This is a genomic window from Chryseobacterium sp. KCF3-3 (assembly GCF_045865955.1).
Taxonomy (GTDB): Bacteria; Bacteroidota; Bacteroidia; order Flavobacteriales; family Weeksellaceae; genus Chryseobacterium.
Genome location: NZ_AP035792.1, coordinates 2,537,964 through 2,553,632, shown reverse-complemented (window position 1 = coordinate 2,553,632; position 15,669 = coordinate 2,537,964). Strand labels below are relative to the sequence as shown.

At 36.3% G+C, this 15,669-nt stretch carries 15 protein-coding genes and 1 pseudogene; 1 reads left to right on the top strand and 15 read right to left on the bottom strand.

Annotated features, from left to right (window positions below):
• Positions 1-203 precede the first annotated feature (203 nt).
• The 15 genes and pseudogenes from ACKTTZ_RS11430 to ACKTTZ_RS11360 form a co-directional block, all read right to left on the bottom strand.
• On the bottom strand, positions 204-797 hold the full coding sequence (locus tag ACKTTZ_RS11430) for a transferase hexapeptide repeat family protein (protein ID WP_047373921.1): 594 nt from the start codon (positions 795-797) through the stop codon (positions 204-206).
• 106 nt (positions 798-903) lie between these two features.
• Positions 904-2,109: a 3-oxoadipyl-CoA thiolase gene (gene pcaF, locus ACKTTZ_RS11425; RefSeq protein WP_407848889.1), complete on the bottom strand. Its 1,206-nt coding sequence runs from the start codon at positions 2,107-2,109 to the stop codon at positions 904-906.
• Between the two features lie 111 nt (positions 2,110-2,220).
• Entirely contained in the window at positions 2,221-2,634 is a 414-nt protein-coding gene (locus ACKTTZ_RS11420; protein WP_034695815.1) for a PaaI family thioesterase, read from the bottom strand.
• A gap of 9 nt (positions 2,635-2,643) precedes the next feature.
• Positions 2,644-2,952 carry a hypothetical protein gene (locus tag ACKTTZ_RS11415; protein WP_034695814.1) on the bottom strand — a complete coding sequence of 103 codons (309 nt, stop codon included), beginning with the start codon at positions 2,950-2,952 and terminating at the stop codon, positions 2,644-2,646.
• Between the two features lie 89 nt (positions 2,953-3,041).
• Positions 3,042-4,175, bottom strand: a complete 1,134-nt coding sequence (locus tag ACKTTZ_RS11410) for a 3-hydroxyacyl-CoA dehydrogenase NAD-binding domain-containing protein (protein ID WP_407848886.1) — start codon at positions 4,173-4,175, stop codon at positions 3,042-3,044.
• A gap of 40 nt (positions 4,176-4,215) precedes the next feature.
• Positions 4,216-4,567: pseudogene (locus tag ACKTTZ_RS11405) on the bottom strand (four helix bundle protein).
• A 35-nt stretch (positions 4,568-4,602) separates the two neighbouring features.
• Positions 4,603-5,403, bottom strand: a complete 801-nt coding sequence (locus ACKTTZ_RS11400) for an enoyl-CoA hydratase/isomerase family protein (protein ID WP_034695806.1) — start codon at positions 5,401-5,403, stop codon at positions 4,603-4,605.
• A 142-nt stretch (positions 5,404-5,545) separates the two neighbouring features.
• Positions 5,546-6,010, bottom strand: a complete 465-nt coding sequence (gene paaD, locus ACKTTZ_RS11395) for a 1,2-phenylacetyl-CoA epoxidase subunit PaaD (RefSeq protein ID WP_034695803.1) — start codon at positions 6,008-6,010, stop codon at positions 5,546-5,548.
• 3 nt (positions 6,011-6,013) lie between these two features.
• The gene (locus ACKTTZ_RS11390) at positions 6,014-6,823 is read right to left on the bottom strand and encodes an alpha/beta hydrolase (RefSeq protein WP_407848884.1); all 810 of its coding nucleotides are present in this window, start codon (positions 6,821-6,823) and stop codon (positions 6,014-6,016) included.
• 6 nt (positions 6,824-6,829) lie between these two features.
• Complete coding sequence (gene paaC / locus ACKTTZ_RS11385) at positions 6,830-7,579, bottom strand: 1,2-phenylacetyl-CoA epoxidase subunit PaaC (RefSeq protein ID WP_034695798.1); 750 nt, start codon at positions 7,577-7,579, stop codon at positions 6,830-6,832.
• 135 nt (positions 7,580-7,714) lie between these two features.
• Positions 7,715-7,996 (bottom strand): 1,2-phenylacetyl-CoA epoxidase subunit PaaB, encoded by a 282-nt coding sequence (gene paaB / locus ACKTTZ_RS11380; RefSeq protein ID WP_034695796.1) that lies wholly within the window; start codon positions 7,994-7,996, stop codon positions 7,715-7,717.
• Positions 7,997-8,099: 103 nt separating this feature from the next.
• Positions 8,100-9,038 carry a 1,2-phenylacetyl-CoA epoxidase subunit PaaA gene (gene paaA, locus ACKTTZ_RS11375; RefSeq protein WP_034695794.1) on the bottom strand — a complete coding sequence of 313 codons (939 nt, stop codon included), beginning with the start codon at positions 9,036-9,038 and terminating at the stop codon, positions 8,100-8,102.
• A gap of 115 nt (positions 9,039-9,153) precedes the next feature.
• Complete coding sequence (locus ACKTTZ_RS11370) at positions 9,154-10,239, bottom strand: 2Fe-2S iron-sulfur cluster-binding protein (protein ID WP_407848881.1); 1,086 nt, start codon at positions 10,237-10,239, stop codon at positions 9,154-9,156.
• Positions 10,239-11,555: a phenylacetate--CoA ligase family protein gene (locus tag ACKTTZ_RS11365; RefSeq protein WP_253316431.1), complete on the bottom strand. Its 1,317-nt coding sequence runs from the start codon at positions 11,553-11,555 to the stop codon at positions 10,239-10,241. The genes ACKTTZ_RS11370 and ACKTTZ_RS11365 overlap by 1 nt, the downstream gene beginning before the upstream one ends.
• Before the next feature lie 303 nt (positions 11,556-11,858).
• Positions 11,859-12,437, bottom strand: coding sequence for a TetR/AcrR family transcriptional regulator (locus ACKTTZ_RS11360; protein ID WP_407848878.1), 579 nt, complete (start codon positions 12,435-12,437; stop codon positions 11,859-11,861).
• Between the two features lie 557 nt (positions 12,438-12,994).
• Between ACKTTZ_RS11360 and clpB the strand changes: the two genes are divergently transcribed.
• Entirely contained in the window at positions 12,995-15,589 is a 2,595-nt protein-coding gene (gene clpB, locus ACKTTZ_RS11355) for an ATP-dependent chaperone ClpB (protein WP_253316429.1), read from the top strand.
• Positions 15,590-15,669: the final 80 nt, after the last annotated feature.

Here is a 15,669-nt window from a genome sequence, read left to right as displayed (position 1 = left end):
CGGAAGAATATATTTTTCTATCTTTTCCAGAAAAAATTGATAATTTGATGGTTCACGAAAAATAACTTCAATCCCATTTACATGAGAGAAAATGTGATATGTACCTTCAAATTCAAAATTTTCTGTATTAATCATTTTAAATCCGATATTAAAATTTTAAACCAAACAGGTTTTAGAAACCTGTTTGGTTTTCTTGTATACTATTATTTTATATCATCCCAGATACTGTAATCCACAATTTTAGTTGGGATCTGCTGAACATATTCTGTAAACGGTTCGCAAGGCAGAATCGCTTCTTTTCCTTCTCTTGCCAGCTCCTGATATAGTTTTGTTCCTTCTGTTTTCCAGTGAATCATTTCATCAGAGACATCACGAATCACTTTTGCAGGGCTTCCTACCACCAGTTTTCTTGGTTCACATCTGAAATTGGCTGGTACAAAAGCCAATGCTCCGACAATACTTTCGTCGCCGATATAGGCTTTGTCCATTACCACAGAGTTCATTCCGATCAGACAGTTTTTTCCAATGTGTCCGGAATGAATAATCGCGCCATGTCCGATGTGTGCTGATTCTTCCAGAATAGTTTCTATATTCGGGAAAACGTGAAGGGTACAGTTTTCCTGTACATTAGCTCCGTCTTTAATGATAATTTTTCCCCAGTCGCCACGGATGACCGCATTGGGACCAATATATACTTCCTCACCTATTTCTACATTCCCGATAATGACTGCCTGCGGATGAATGTAAGCAGAAGGTTTTATAATGGGACGAATCCCGTGGTATGAGTAGATGTTCATATTTTTTAATTTGAAAATTTGAGAATGGGATAATTTGGAAATTAATGAGCTAATTTAAATTATATTGAATGTCATTTTCAAATTCTCAAATTAGCACATTTTCAAATTAAACCCGTTCGATGACCATTGCATATCCCTGACCTACACCGATACAAAGGGTACACAATGCATATTTTTTATCCTGTTTCTGAAGTTCCATTGCTGCAGAACCTACGATTCTTGCTCCCGAAACTCCCAGTGGGTGACCAATTGCAATAGCACCTCCATTCGGATTTATTCTTGCGTCATCATCTTTCAACCCTAAGCTTCTTGTTACAGCGAGTGCCTGTGCTGCAAATGCTTCGTTTAATTCGATGATATCCATATCTTCCAGGGAAAGGTTTAATCTTTTTAATAATTTTTGAGCAGCTTCTACAGGTCCGATTCCCATGATTCTTGGTTCTACACCTGCTACGGAAGATCCCAGAATTTTTGCTTTTGGTTTCAATCCATATTTTTTAACGGCTTCTTCACTTGCTAAAATTAAAGCAGCGGCTCCGTCATTCATTCCTGAGGCGTTTCCAGCAGTTACGGTTCCTTCTTTTCTGAAAGCTGGACGAAGTTTTGCCAAACCTTCCATAGATGAACCAGGTTTAATGAATTCATCTTTTTCGAAAACGATTGGATCTCCTTTTCTCTGAGGGATTTCAACTTTTACAATTTCTTCTGCCAGTCTTCCGCTTTCCTGAGCTTTTGTCGCTTTCTGCTGAGACCAAAGAGCAAATTTATCCTGATCTTCTCTGTTGATCTGATGGATATCTGCTAAGTTTTCAGCTGTTTCTCCCATTCCGTCAACCCCGTATAGTTCTTTCATTTTAGGGTTGATGAAACGCCATCCGAAAGTAGTATCAAACATCTGACTGTCTCTACCGAAAGCAGCGCTTGGCTTTGACATCACATAAGGAGAACGCGTCATATGCTCTACTCCTCCTGCAATATAGATTTCTCCTTCTCCTGCTGCAATGGAACGGAATGCATTCGCTACAGCAGACATTCCTGAAGCACATAGCCTGTTTACAGTCTCTCCACCAATTTTGTAAGGAAGACCAGCTAATAAAAGCCCCATTCTTGCAACGTTTCTGTTATCTTCACCCGCCTGATTGGCACATCCGAAAATAACGTCTTCAATTTCCTCTACAGGAACTTCAGGATTTCTTGCTACTACTTCTTTAATAACAATAGCAGCCAAGTCATCGGCTCTTACTTCTGATAATCCTCCCTGCAGTTTCGAGATGGGAGTTCTGACATAGTCTATGATGTATACGTTGTTCATAATTTTAATTTGAAAATGAGTCAATTTGAGAATTTGAAAATTTCAGGCAAGTAAAGAATTAATGGAGTACAATAATTTTCAAATTACCTCATTCTCAAATTTTCGAATTCTTTATAATTCTGTTACTTTTTTTCCGATTTTGTAAACTGTTCCTACAAATTTTGCAATCAGTTCTTTGTTTTGATTGGTAATCTGAATGTCATAAACAGCTGTTTTTCTTGTATCATTCACCAAGACACTTTCTGCTCTGAAAACATCGCCTTCCTTTCCTGCTTTGGTAAAATTGATGATACAGTTCAATGCTACGGCAGCATCTCCGGTATTGTTGGAAGAAAATGCCAGCGCAGAGTCTGCAAAAGCAAAGGTAACTCCGCCATGAACTGTTTTAAGTCCGTTCAGCATATCCTTCTTGATTGGCATTTCTATTAAACAGTAATTTTCTTTTACTTCAATCATCTTAATATTCATCCATTGGGAAAAATAATCCTGATTGAACATATAATCTGCTACTTGTCTTGGATTCATTTCTATTAATTATATGTTTATTATTTCTTCATACAGTTCATCTGATAATCTGTCGTAAACACTCATGGTTTTCCCAAGAATAATCTGCCCGTATGAAAGGTTTTCTGAGTCTGATGAGTTTTCAGAGGGATAGGATTCGTTTAAATCAATTCCATTTTCGCTGGCCAATCTTTTGATCAGCTCTTTATATTTCTCATTAAACTTTCCTAATAGCTCAAGCCTTTCCTGATCATCAACTGAGGAAGCTTCATGAATTAAGTATTCTTTCTCAATTAAAAGTCTGGTCTCCAGCTCTGCTCTGAATTCATCTATATCCATAATATTAATTTGAAAATTAAATAAATTTGAGAATTTGAAAATGAAAACCCATTATAATCAATTTTCAAATTGGCACATTTTCAAATTATTTAATTCATTTTACGAAGTAATGGACTTTGTCTATACCTTTCTTCCTGATATTCTTCGTAAAGGTTCTGAAGGGTTTCGGAGATTTTTGCATACCCGATTTCTTTACCCCAGCTTAATAAACCTTTTGGATAGTTGACACCTTTCTGCATTGCCAGTTCGATATCTTCGTCATTGGCAACTCCTAATCTTTTGGCTTCAACAGCTTCATTGATCAGCATTGAAATGATTCTTAAAAAGATCTGTTGATATAAAGCATTATCTTCCTGAGCTACAAGCTTTTCTGCTCCTTCGCTGTAATCGTAGAAACCTTTTCCGGTTTTTCTACCGTGAAGTTTGGCTTCAGACATTCTTTGCTGTAATAAAGACGGTTTGTATTTCGGATCGTAGAAATAATCTTTGTAAACAGTAGTTGTTACTGCAAAGTTGACATCCACTCCAATAAGGTCCATCAATTCGAAAGGTCCCATTTTGAAGTTCCCCAATGTTTTCATAGCATCATCTACCTGTTCCGGTGTGGCGATGTTTTCTTCAACAATTCTCAAGCCTTCTCCATAATAAGGTCTGGCGATTCTGTTGACAATAAACCCTGGAATATCTTTGGCAATAACAGGAGTCTTTCCCCATTCTTTCATGAGGTTGTAGATTTTTTCTGCTAATGTTTTTTCTGTTAATAAGGATGGAATGACTTCCACTAAAGGCATTAATGGAGCCGGATTGAAGAAGTGAATTCCGATGAAACGCTCCGGCTTCTTGAGTTCTGCACCCAGAGAGGTGATAGAAATAGATGAGGTATTGGAACTGAGAACACAACTTTCAGAAACATAGTTTTCAAGCTCTGTAAATACTTTGGTTTTGATCTCTTTGTTTTCGATAATGGCTTCTATAATCAGCTCACAATCTTTGAAATCTTTCAATTCCGTAGCAATGGAAATATTAGCTAAAATTTCAGTCATTTTCTCTGCCGAAATTTTTTGTTTATCAACCAATTTGGTCAAGGTTTTTTCCAAACCTACCGTTGCCGTTTCTACTTGTTTTGCGTTGGCGTCATAAACCCATACTTTGCATCCGTTCGTTGCGGCTACTTGTGCAATGCCGATTCCCATGGTTCCGGCACCGATAATTCCTACATTCATATTTTAAATTTGAAAATTTGAAAATGAGTTAATTTGAAAATTATTTTAATTTTGAACTTGAAATAATTTTAGACAGAGTTAATAGAATTTCCTTTAAATCAGACATTAATTTTTCGTTTGGAGATTTCAAATATGGAGACTTTAAGCACAGCAAAAGCCAATATTCTATCTCATCAGCTTCTTTAGCGGCAATTTTTAATTTATGAATAAAATCTGCCTTACTTTCCGCATTTTGAGCCTCTAACATTGGCTCCAATCGAAGTTCCTGATTTAAAAATTTGATTTGCCAAAGGAAATTTTTTATCCTCATATAAATCTTCTGAAAATTCAATAATATTGAGTGCAAAATCAAAAGTCTTATTTACAATAATATTTTCTTTGTCATTTCTCATTTACAAATTCTCAAATTAACTCATTTTCAAATTAATTATCTTCCTTTATAATTAGGTTTTCTTTTTTGTAAAAAGGCATTTACTCCTTCAATGAAGTCTTCTGTGCCTGCTGCTTCCTGCTGAAGATCTCCTTCCAGTTCAAGCTGCTCTTTCAATGTGTTGGTATAAGAATTGGCAAACGCTTTTTTCGTAAGTTTGATTGCCGCTGTCGGCATGTTCGCCATTCTTTCAAGAATTTCCATAGATTTTGGAACAAATTCTTCTTCAGTGAAAACTTCTGCTACAAGACCATACGCTTTAGATTCTTCTGCAGATAATTTTTTACCTGTAAATGCTAAATAATTGGCTAATTGTCTACCTAAAAGTTTCGGTAAGAAGTAAGTTCCTCCTGTATCAGGAATCAAACCGATATTTGAAAATGCCTGAGCAAAATATGCTTTCTCATTCGCTAAAACGAAGTCGGAAATTAAAGCTAACATTGCTCCAGCTCCTACTGCAGGACCGTTTACTAAAGCAATAACCGGTTTTTTGCAACGGGTAACTTCCATTACTAATGGATTGTAATAGTCTACCACAATTTTTCTGATGATGTCATGATCATGGTGTTCTTTGCCTACTACAAAAGCTTCATCCAGATTCTGACCTGAGCAGAATGCTCTTCCTCTTCCGGAAATGGCAACACATCTTACCGTTTCGTCTTCGCTGCACTCTTTAACAAAGTCTCTAAGATCTGATAAAGCCGGCTTGGTAAGGGCGTTCATCGTTTCCGGTTGATTAAGATATGCGATTTTCAGCTTTCCGTCAAAATGCGTTTCAATATCAAGTTGTGTATACATAGTTTTTATTAATTTATTATTTAACAACGCACTAATTTAACAATATAAATTAATGTAACCGTCTAATAATTTAACATTCTAACAATTCCTTCGTTATGCTTTGCATAGCCGTAAAGTTTGTTGTGGATTGATGAATAACTCATCAATGGCATTTAAAATAATCAAATGGCTCCAGGCAGTCTAAACACTGATAAGATGCCTTACACAAAGTAGACCCAAATCTGCTGATCTGCTTGGTATGCTCAGAACCACAACGCGGACATTTTTTCGGTTTCCCGATGTGGTGTTCGTCTGCTCCTTTTTCTGGAGGTGTAATTCCGTAAACACGGAGTTTTTCTCTCGCTTCATCAGTAATCCAGTCTGTTGTCCAGATCGGAAACATCTTGGTTACTACTTTCGCATCCCATCCGTTTTCTTTCATCATTTTGATAATGTCCTCCTCAATGGTAAACATAGCAGGACAGGCAGAATAAGTAGGTGTAATGATCACTTCGCAGGTATTTTCTCCTGTTATCTGTGCATCTCTTACGATTCCTAATTCCACAATATCAATGACTGGAATTTCCGGATCGGGAATTGTTTTTAATAAATCTAAAAGCTGATTCATATTTTATTTTTTATCAGAATCAAGAATGGCTTTCATTGCATTCTGATAATCCAAATTATCTGTTATTCCGTTGTGATACTGATCTTTTAATATAATCAGACGATCACCTTTTTTAAAGTTATTTTTAAGCTTTAAAGAGGCTTTATAGTTAATAACCTCATCTTTATCCCCATGAAAAATAACAACGGGTGACTGAACGGTTTTTAAATATTCACCAGTCTCAAAATTATATTTCAGTAAAAATTTTGGAAGGAATGAGAATTTCTGACTCATTTCATCTTCTATACTGTAATAAGGTGCCTGTAAAATCAATAATCCTGCATTATGCATGGATGCTAATTTTGCGGCTAATCCTGTTCCTACAGAATATCCTAAAATAATAATTCTGTTTTCCGGATATCTTTTTAAAAGCTCTTTGTAAGCAGTCTCAACATCCGAAAAAAGCTGATCTTTACTGTTTATTTTATCTTCACTTTTTCCGTAACCTCGGTAATCAAGTATCAAAGTATCATAATTCATACTTCGATAGAGCTGAGCGACTTCTCCCCAGCTTTTTATGGACCCTCCGTTTCCATGAAGATAAAAGATGACTCCTTTTGGATTTTGAGCTTTGAATAAAACAGAACTCAAATGCTTTCCACCCTGCGTTTTGATGGGTACTTCTTCAAAGTTACCTTCAAATGTAAACTTGTAATTTTCCGGTAATTTTTCAGGATAAAAAATAATTTTCTCCTGATAGAAATAGATTCCAACACATAGTATCACATATGCTGCAAGAAAAAAAGCCAATATCCCAAGAAGCATCTTCTTCATAACTTATTACCAGGTACAGCCAGGATACGCTCTCTGCATATACTGAAGCTCACAAAGTATAAATCCGAAATATTCTGTATGATATCCTGTTCTTGATTTTGGCTGCATGAAAGCATTTTCAGGATATTCTAACCCAAAATCTGCAAAATCTTTCTTGGTAATTGCAAGGAATTCTTCGTAAAGAGCGTCTGAATTGGGAGCAATATTTAAAGCAACCAGGTCATCTTCACCTTCTGTTTTAGCAAAAAGACCTTTCGTATATTCCCAGATATTTTCAATGGCTTTTACCAAACGTCCACGGCTTTCTTCTGTTCCCTGAGCAAAGATTTTCATCCATGATGCAGCGTGCGTATAGTGATATCTTACTTCTTTCAATGATTTCTGAGCAATGGCAGCCAATTCTTCATTAGCAGAGTTTGATAATGCCTCATACATCAGTTTCTGATACACAGACAATACATATACTTTAAGAATAGTCTGTGCATAATCTTCATTAGGAAGTTCTACCCAATGGGCGTTGACGTATTCGTGCTCATATCTTAAAAATGCGATATCATCTTCATTTTTTCCGTTGTCTATCACTCTTGAAGCGTAAACGTAAAAGTTATTCGCCTGACCTAGTTCATCCAACGCAATATTCGTCAATGCAATATCTTCCTCTAAGTAAGGACCTTCACCGCACCATGCAGACAAACGCTGTCCCATAATGAAACTGTCGTCTGCTAGTTTTAATAAATAATTATATAATGGGTTCATTATTTTTTAATTTGAAAATTTGAGAATTATTTAATTTGAAAATTGATGAATCGTCATAATTGAAAATTTGAGAATAATTAACTTGGTTAAAGTCATTTTCAAATTTTCAAATTAGTACATTTTCAAATTATTAATCTACATATTTTTTACGTCGTTTGGAATCTCATAGAAAGTCGGGTGACGGTATAGTTTATCATCAGCCGGATCAAAGAATGCTTCTTTATCAATTCCTTCTGAAGTCACAATATATTTACTTGGAACAACCCAAACTGAAGTTCCTTCTTTTCTTCTTGTATAAACGTCTCTTGCATTCTGCAAAGCCATTTCTGCTGTTGGTGCCTGTACAATTCCAACGTGTTTGTGAGATAATCCCGGTTTAGTCTGAATAAACACTTCCCACATATCTAAATTTGCCATATTTTAATTTGAGAATTTGAAAATTTGAGAATTAGGTAATTTGAAAATTAATCCGTAGTAGTTACATTTTCAAATTAGCATATTTTCAAATTAATACATTAAATTATATTACTTCTTTTTGTTGTTTTTCTGCAAAAGCTGCCGCAGCCTCTTTTACCCACGAATTTTCTCTTTGCGCTTTTCTCTTTGTTTCGATACGCTTTTTGTTACAAGGTCCGTTTCCTTTTAAGATTTCCATGAATTCATCCCAGGGAAGTTCTCCGAAATCATAATGCTGTCTTTCCTCGTTCCATTTCAGATCTTTATCCGGAATGGTTAATCCTAAGAATTCAGCCTGAGAAACAGTAACATCGATAAATCTCTGACGAAGACTGTCGTTACTTTCTCTTTTTACTCTGTAGTTCATAGAGATTTTAGAGTTGGGTGAACTGTCATCATTAGGTCCGAACATCATCAGAGCTGGCCACCAGAAACGGTTTAACGAAGCCTGAGCCATTTCTTTCTGTTGTTTTGTTCCACGGCACAATGCCATAAGAATTTCATACCCTTGTCTTTGGTGGAATGATTCTTCCTTACAGATTTTCACCATCGCTCTTGAATAAGGACCGTAAGAGTTCCCCATCAGCATTACCTGGTTCATAATAGCAGCACCGTCTACTAACCAACCTATGGCCCCGATATCTGCCCAGCTTAACGTAGGATAGTTGAAAATACTTGAATATTTTGCTTTTCCTTCCAGCATATCATCATAAGTAGCATCTCTGTCCGCTCTGATGCTTCCGTCACCTAGAGTTTCAGTAGCAGAATAAAGATATAGGCCGTGACCTGCCTCATCCTGAACCTTAGCTAAAAGAGCCATTTTTCTTCTCAATGAAGGTGCTCTGGAAATCCAGTTGGCTTCTGGCAGCATTCCTACAATTTCAGAATGTGCATGCTGTGAAATCTGACGAACCAATAACTTTCTGTAATCATCCGGCATTACATCTTTTGGTTCTACTTTATTTTCTTCGTGAACGTATTGAACAAATTTTTCTAAGTCCATCTTTTTTTGAATTTGAAAATTAAATAATTTGGAAATTTGAGAATTAGGCAATTTGGAAATTTAAACACGATAATGACATTTTCAAATTAGCACATTTTCTCATTTTCAAATTGTCTTAAACATCATAATTAAGCATCACCACATTGGTTGTAGGGTGACATTGGCAGGTAAGAACGAAGCCTCTGGCTACTTCTTCTTCGGTAAGCGCATAGTTCTTCTCCATGAAAACTTCCCCTTCCAGAACATGTGCTTTACACGTACAGCAAACGCCTCCTTTACATGCGAAAGGAACCGGAAGCTGATCTTTCAATGCTTTATCTAAGATACTCTCTTTTTTAGAATTAAGGTGGAACGAATATTCATCATCATCAATGATCACCGTTACCATACTTTCAATATTGGCAATTGCCTTGAATTCATCACTCATTTCCTCCGTATTTTCTTCATCCGGAGCGGTGAAATATTCAAATAAAACCTGGATAGCAGGTACTTTTTTGTCTTTTTTCAGATAGTCTGCAATCCCCTTAATCATTTCTGAAGGTCCACAAATGAAATAAGTAGCTTCTTTTACATCAATATCTGTATATCTTTCAAACAGCTGCTCTAATTTTTCTGATGAAATTCTTCCTTCAAAAACAGGATCTTCGTGCTTCTCACGGCTTACCAGGTAAATTACCTTAAGTCTTCCGTTAAAATGCTCTACAAGTTTATCAATCTCTGCCTTTCTTAAAACATGATTCATGCTTCTGTTGCTGTAAAACAGATAAGCATTACTCTTAGGCTCCTGATAAAGACTTTCTTTAATATTGGATAATACAGGAGTAATTCCGCTTCCTGCAGCCAGACCAACATAAGTTTTTACGTTTGTCGGGTGATAAGAAGTATTGAAGCCACCCATCGGAGGCATTACTTCCAGCACTTCATCCATGTGAAGATGTTCATTGAAATACCCTGACACTTTTCCGCCTTCCAGCAACTTTACCAATACTTCCAGCGTATTGCCCTTTTCACTTGGAGCATTACAGATAGAGTAAGAACGTCTTTCTTCATTTCCATTGATTGTCATTCGGAAATTCAGATACTGTCCCTGCTTGAACCTGAACTTATCTTTCAGTTCTTCAGGGATTTCTACCGCCACATTCACTGCTTCGGAAGTATCTTTCTGAACTTTAACTGTTTTAAGTTTATAAAATGAATTCATTATTTTTTAAGTATTCTATTAATTTTTCCACCTTCGCACTTCGGCAGGCTGTCCTGAGCATGAACTTTTACTTTCGTAGTGATTCCTACTCTCTTTTTTATTTCGTTTTCTATGTTTTTTCCAAAGTTGCCGACAAAATTAAAATAATCATCGGTATTTGATTCTATTTTTTGAGATTTTACCAATTCATCATCTATTTCAACATCAATATCCAAAGCAATACACATATGTTCTTTTTCCACAGGAGTTAAATAGTAGTTCGGAACCACTCCTTTTACATAAGAAAAAGCATCTTCAATCTGACTTGGATAAACATTGACTCCTCTTACGATCAGCATATCATCTGCTCTCCCGACGATGGGTTTCATTTTTACCATGGTTCTTTTGGCATTTTCATCGTAGTAAAGGCTTGTGATATCATTTGTCCAGTAACGTAAAAGCGGCATTGCTTTTTTAGTTAAAGTAGTGATCACCAATACTCCTTCTTCTCCAAAGGGAACCGGCTGCTTGGTCACCGGATCTAAAATCTCCGGATAAAAATGATCTTCCCAGATATAAGCTCCACCTTTCTCTTCGAAATCTTCCATGGAAACTCCCGGACCGATAATTTCACTTAACCCATAGATATTGGTTGCATGAACGCCTAATTTTTCTTCAATATGACCTCTGATAATCTCCGTCCATGGTTCTGAGCCCAATACTGCGTATTTAAGACTGATTTCTTCTGCAGTAATTCCTCTTCTCGCAAATTCATCTGCAATCGTTAAAGCGTATGATGGCGAACAGCAGATCACTTCAGGTTTGAAATCCACAATCAGGTCTACCTGTCTTGCCGTCATCCCTCCTGAAATAGGAAGAACACTCATTCCCAACGTTTCAGCTCCGTAATGAAGCCCTAATCCTCCTGTGAAAATTCCGTAGCCATAAGCGTTGTGCAACTGCATTCCCGGTCTTGCTCCTGCAGCATGTAAAGATCTTGCCACCACTTCACTGAAAAGGTCTACATCTTCTTTAGTATATCCTACTACCGTTGGTTTTCCTGTAGTTCCGCTTGAGCAGTGTATACGCTGAAGCTCATTTTTAGGAACAGCAAATAGCCCGAATGGATAGTTATCTCTTAAATCCTGTTTGTAAGTAATAGGAAGTTTAGCGATATCTTCAATCGACCTAATATCCTGTGGAGATATTTGCAATTCATCAAATTTCTTTTTATAAAATTCCGACTTCTCTCCCAAATAGCTGATCAGGCTGATCAACCGGTCGGATTGAAGCTGTCTCAACTGACCCAGCTCCAGATATTCAACTGAAAAATCCATAAAACTAACTAACATTTGTTAGGTGTAAATTTAAAAAGATTTTGGGAGCTGGCAAAATTTTTATGACTTTTGTCATATTTTGAATGATTCTAAATAAGAAAGATAGTTTTAAATTAGTTATTGTGTCATTCTGAACGAAACGAAAGTGCAGTGAAGAATCTCTATTAAATACCTAAATGAATCAATTTCTCTATCCCGAAATAACAAACGCAATATTAAAATTTATGACTAAACAGTATAATTATGAGATTCTTCCTTCGTCAGAAATCGAAGATTCGACGTAGTCAATGACAAACGGAGTGGTTATTTTTTCTGGTTTCCAAGCAGGCCAAAAAGAATTTTTTCTCTGATCTCATCGGTAATTTCATCAGTGGAATCACTGCTTCTTTTGAACCAGAAATAGGAATTATTTAAAGTATGAAGGATAAATCTTGTGGTAAATGATGGTGATTTCAGCTCCCAGTTTTCCGCTTTGTAGATCTCAGAAATCAGTTTCTCAACTTCCTGCTGATAATTTTTCCTTAATTCTACAAACTCGGGAAGTCTTTCTTCAAGGTGCTTCCATTCATTGGAATAAATATGGGTAACATCACGGTTTTTAAGAACAACAGACAGATGCTTATCCAATAATAGATTCAGCTTTTCCTTTGGAGCAATATCTGTATTTTTTACTTCCTGAAGCTCATCGAAAAACTCCTGAGCAATACCAAAACAAATCCATTCCAGAATTTCTTCCTTTGAACGGATGTGTGCATACAGCGATGCTGCCTTGATATTGAGTTTGGTAGCCAGGTCTCTTACTGAGCTTCCCATATACCCTTTCTCTTTGAAAAGTTCTACGGCTACGTCTAATATTTTTCTCTGTTTTTCTTTTAATTCCATCTGGTAAAATGCAAAAGTAATTATTCTGAATTAAACTGGTCATTTTTTGAGCATAAAAAGAAAAAAGACCCATCATCTTCAGTTTCAATCTTAAGTTATTTTACCTTGCTATGACTTTTTGTTCATGGATTTCCAAGAAATAATTACGAAATCGGAAATTTTGTCAAGTTAAATTTCCGTTAAAAATACAATATCCGGAAAATTTGTCCTATTTTTTTGTAAATTTAATAATTGAACAGTTTTTGCGATACAGTCATCGAATAAATGATTAAATAATTGATGGCATTAAGAAACTAAGCCTCAGAATTTGGTTTCTTGATGTTTTTTAAAAGAAGTTGTTTAAACTTATCAAAAAAAATTGGATATATATTAGAACCATTAAGAAAGATTTAAGAAATAAAGTATAGTTAAGATGAATCATTCTGATTTTAAGCTTAAAGCGAAGCTTATCTTAATACTCTAAAAACCTTAATACAATCTTAATGTTTCAAAAACAAAAGTTTAAACAAATTGAAAACTAAACTTTAAACAAACCATTACCAAAAATATATAAAAATATGAACTTAAACCAATATACTGTAAAATCACAGGAAGCCATCCAGGCAGCACAACAGGTTGCTATGGAACTGGGCAATCAAAGTATCGAACCTCAACATCTCCTTGAAGGAATCTTCCAGGTAGATGAAAATATATCGCCATTCTTATTAAAAAAATCTGAAGCAGATGCTAATTTAGTAAGAGAGCGAAACCGTGAAAATCTAGAGAAACTTCCTAAAGTACAGGGAGGAAACATTTATCTTTCACAATCTGCTAATAAAGTATTACTGGATGCACCCAACATCGCTAAAAAAATGGGTGACGAATATGTAACGATTGAGCATTTATGGTTATCTCTTCTGGAAACCACTTCCGAAGTATCCAAAATGCTGAAAGATATGGGTGTAACCAGAAATCTTTTGGATGGTGCTATTAAAGAATTAAGAAAAGGAAGCAAAGCCACTTCTGCAAGCTCAGAGGAAACTTATCAATCCTTAAATAAATATGCTAAAAACTTTAACGAGTTAGCAGCTGAAGGAAAACTGGATCCGGTAATCGGGCGTGATGAAGAGATCAGAAGGGTTTTACAGATCCTTTCCAGAAGAACTAAAAACAACCCAATCCTTATTGGGGAACCCGGTGTAGGTAAAACTGCGATTGCTGAGGGAATTGCCCACAGAATTATCAGCGGTGACGTTCCTGAAAACCTGATGGATAAAACGCTGTTCTCTCTGGATATGGGAGCTTTGATCGCCGGAGCAAAATATAAAGGTGAATTTGAAGAGCGTTTAAAATCCGTTGTGAATGAAGTAATCAAGTCTGATGGACAGATAATTCTTTTCATTGATGAGATCCACACTTTAGTTGGAGCCGGAGGCGGTGAAGGAGCAATGGATGCAGCCAACATCTTAAAACCAGCCTTAGCAAGAGGAGAATTAAGAGCCATTGGTGCCACTACTTTGAATGAATACCAAAAGTATTTTGAAAAAGACAAAGCGTTGGAAAGACGTTTCCAGAAAGTAATGGTGGAAGAACCGGATACAGAATCTGCAATCTCTATCCTTCGTGGTATTAAAGATAAATACGAAGCGCACCACAAAGTAAGAATCAAAGATGAGGCAATTATTGCTGCGGTAGAAATGTCTCAAAGATATATTTCAGACCGTTTCTTACCGGACAAAGCGATTGACCTTATTGATGAAGCTTCTGCAAAATTGAGAATGGAAATCAATTCCAAGCCGGAAGAGCTGGACGTTCTGGACAGAAGACTGATGCAGTTGGAAATTGAACTGGCAGCTATCTCAAGAGAAGGTAATCAGACTAAAATTGATCATCTGAAGGAAGATATTGCTAAAATTTCCGAACAGAGAAATGAGATCAATGCCAAATGGCTGAAAGAAAAACAGAAAAGTGAAGATCTTACCCAGATCAAAAAAGATATAGAATCTCTGAAACACGAGGCAGAAAGAGCTTCCAGAGCAGGAGATTATGCAAAAGTAGCAGAGATCCAATATGGAAAACTTCGTGAAAAAGAGGAAGAACTAGCCAAAGTAGAGCTGGAAATGCAGAATCATCAGAATGAACTGATTAAAGAAGAAGTTACTGCAGAAAACATCTCCGAAGTAATTGGTAAATGGACAGGTATTCCGGTTACCAAATTATTACAATCCGAAAGAGAAAAATTATTGAATCTTGAAACTGAACTACACCACAGAGTTGTAGGACAGGATGAAGCGATTCAGGCGGTTGCTGATGCGATCAGAAGAAACAGAGCAGGATTGAGCGATGATAAAAAACCTATCGGTTCATTCTTATTCCTGGGAACAACCGGAGTCGGTAAAACTGAGCTGGCAAAAGCATTGGCAGAATTCTTATTCGATGATGAAAACAATATGACAAGAATTGATATGAGTGAATATCAGGAACGTCACAGTGTTTCAAGATTGGTAGGAGCTCCTCCGGGATATGTAGGTTATGATGAAGGCGGACAATTAACTGAGGCAGTAAGAAGAAGACCTTATTCCGTAGTGCTTTTAGACGAGATTGAAAAAGCCCACCCTGATGTGTTTAATACATTACTTCAGGTTCTGGATGATGGACGTCTGACAGATAATAAGGGACGAGTGGTGAATTTCAAAAATTCGATCATCATCATGACTTCGAATTTAGGTTCGCATCTGATTCAGGAGAATTTTGAAAACCTTACTGAGGAAAACCAGGATGAAATTGTAGATAAAACGAAAGATGAAGTTTTCGATCTTTTAAAACAGACACTGCGTCCGGAATTCCTGAACAGAATTGATGAAATTGTACTCTTCCAGCCTTTAAAGAAAAAAGAAATCGGAAAAATCGTTCAGTATCAATTGAGAGGATTCAATGAAATGTTATCTAAACGAAACATCATTATGACTTTCACTCAGGATGCCGTAGATTATCTGATGGATAAAGGATATGATCCTGCTTTCGGAGCAAGACCATTGAAAAGAGTAATCCAACAGGAAGTTTTAAACAAATTGTCTAAAGAAATTCTTGCCGGAAATGTGAATGACGGAGACAGAATTACATTGGATTATTTTGTAGAAACAGGATTAGTTTTCCGACCTACCGAACAATAAAATAGTTTTTTTCATATACATTATTTTTGTGAATAAGTGCTGTAGAATAATCTGCAGCACTTATTTTTTTATTCAATTTA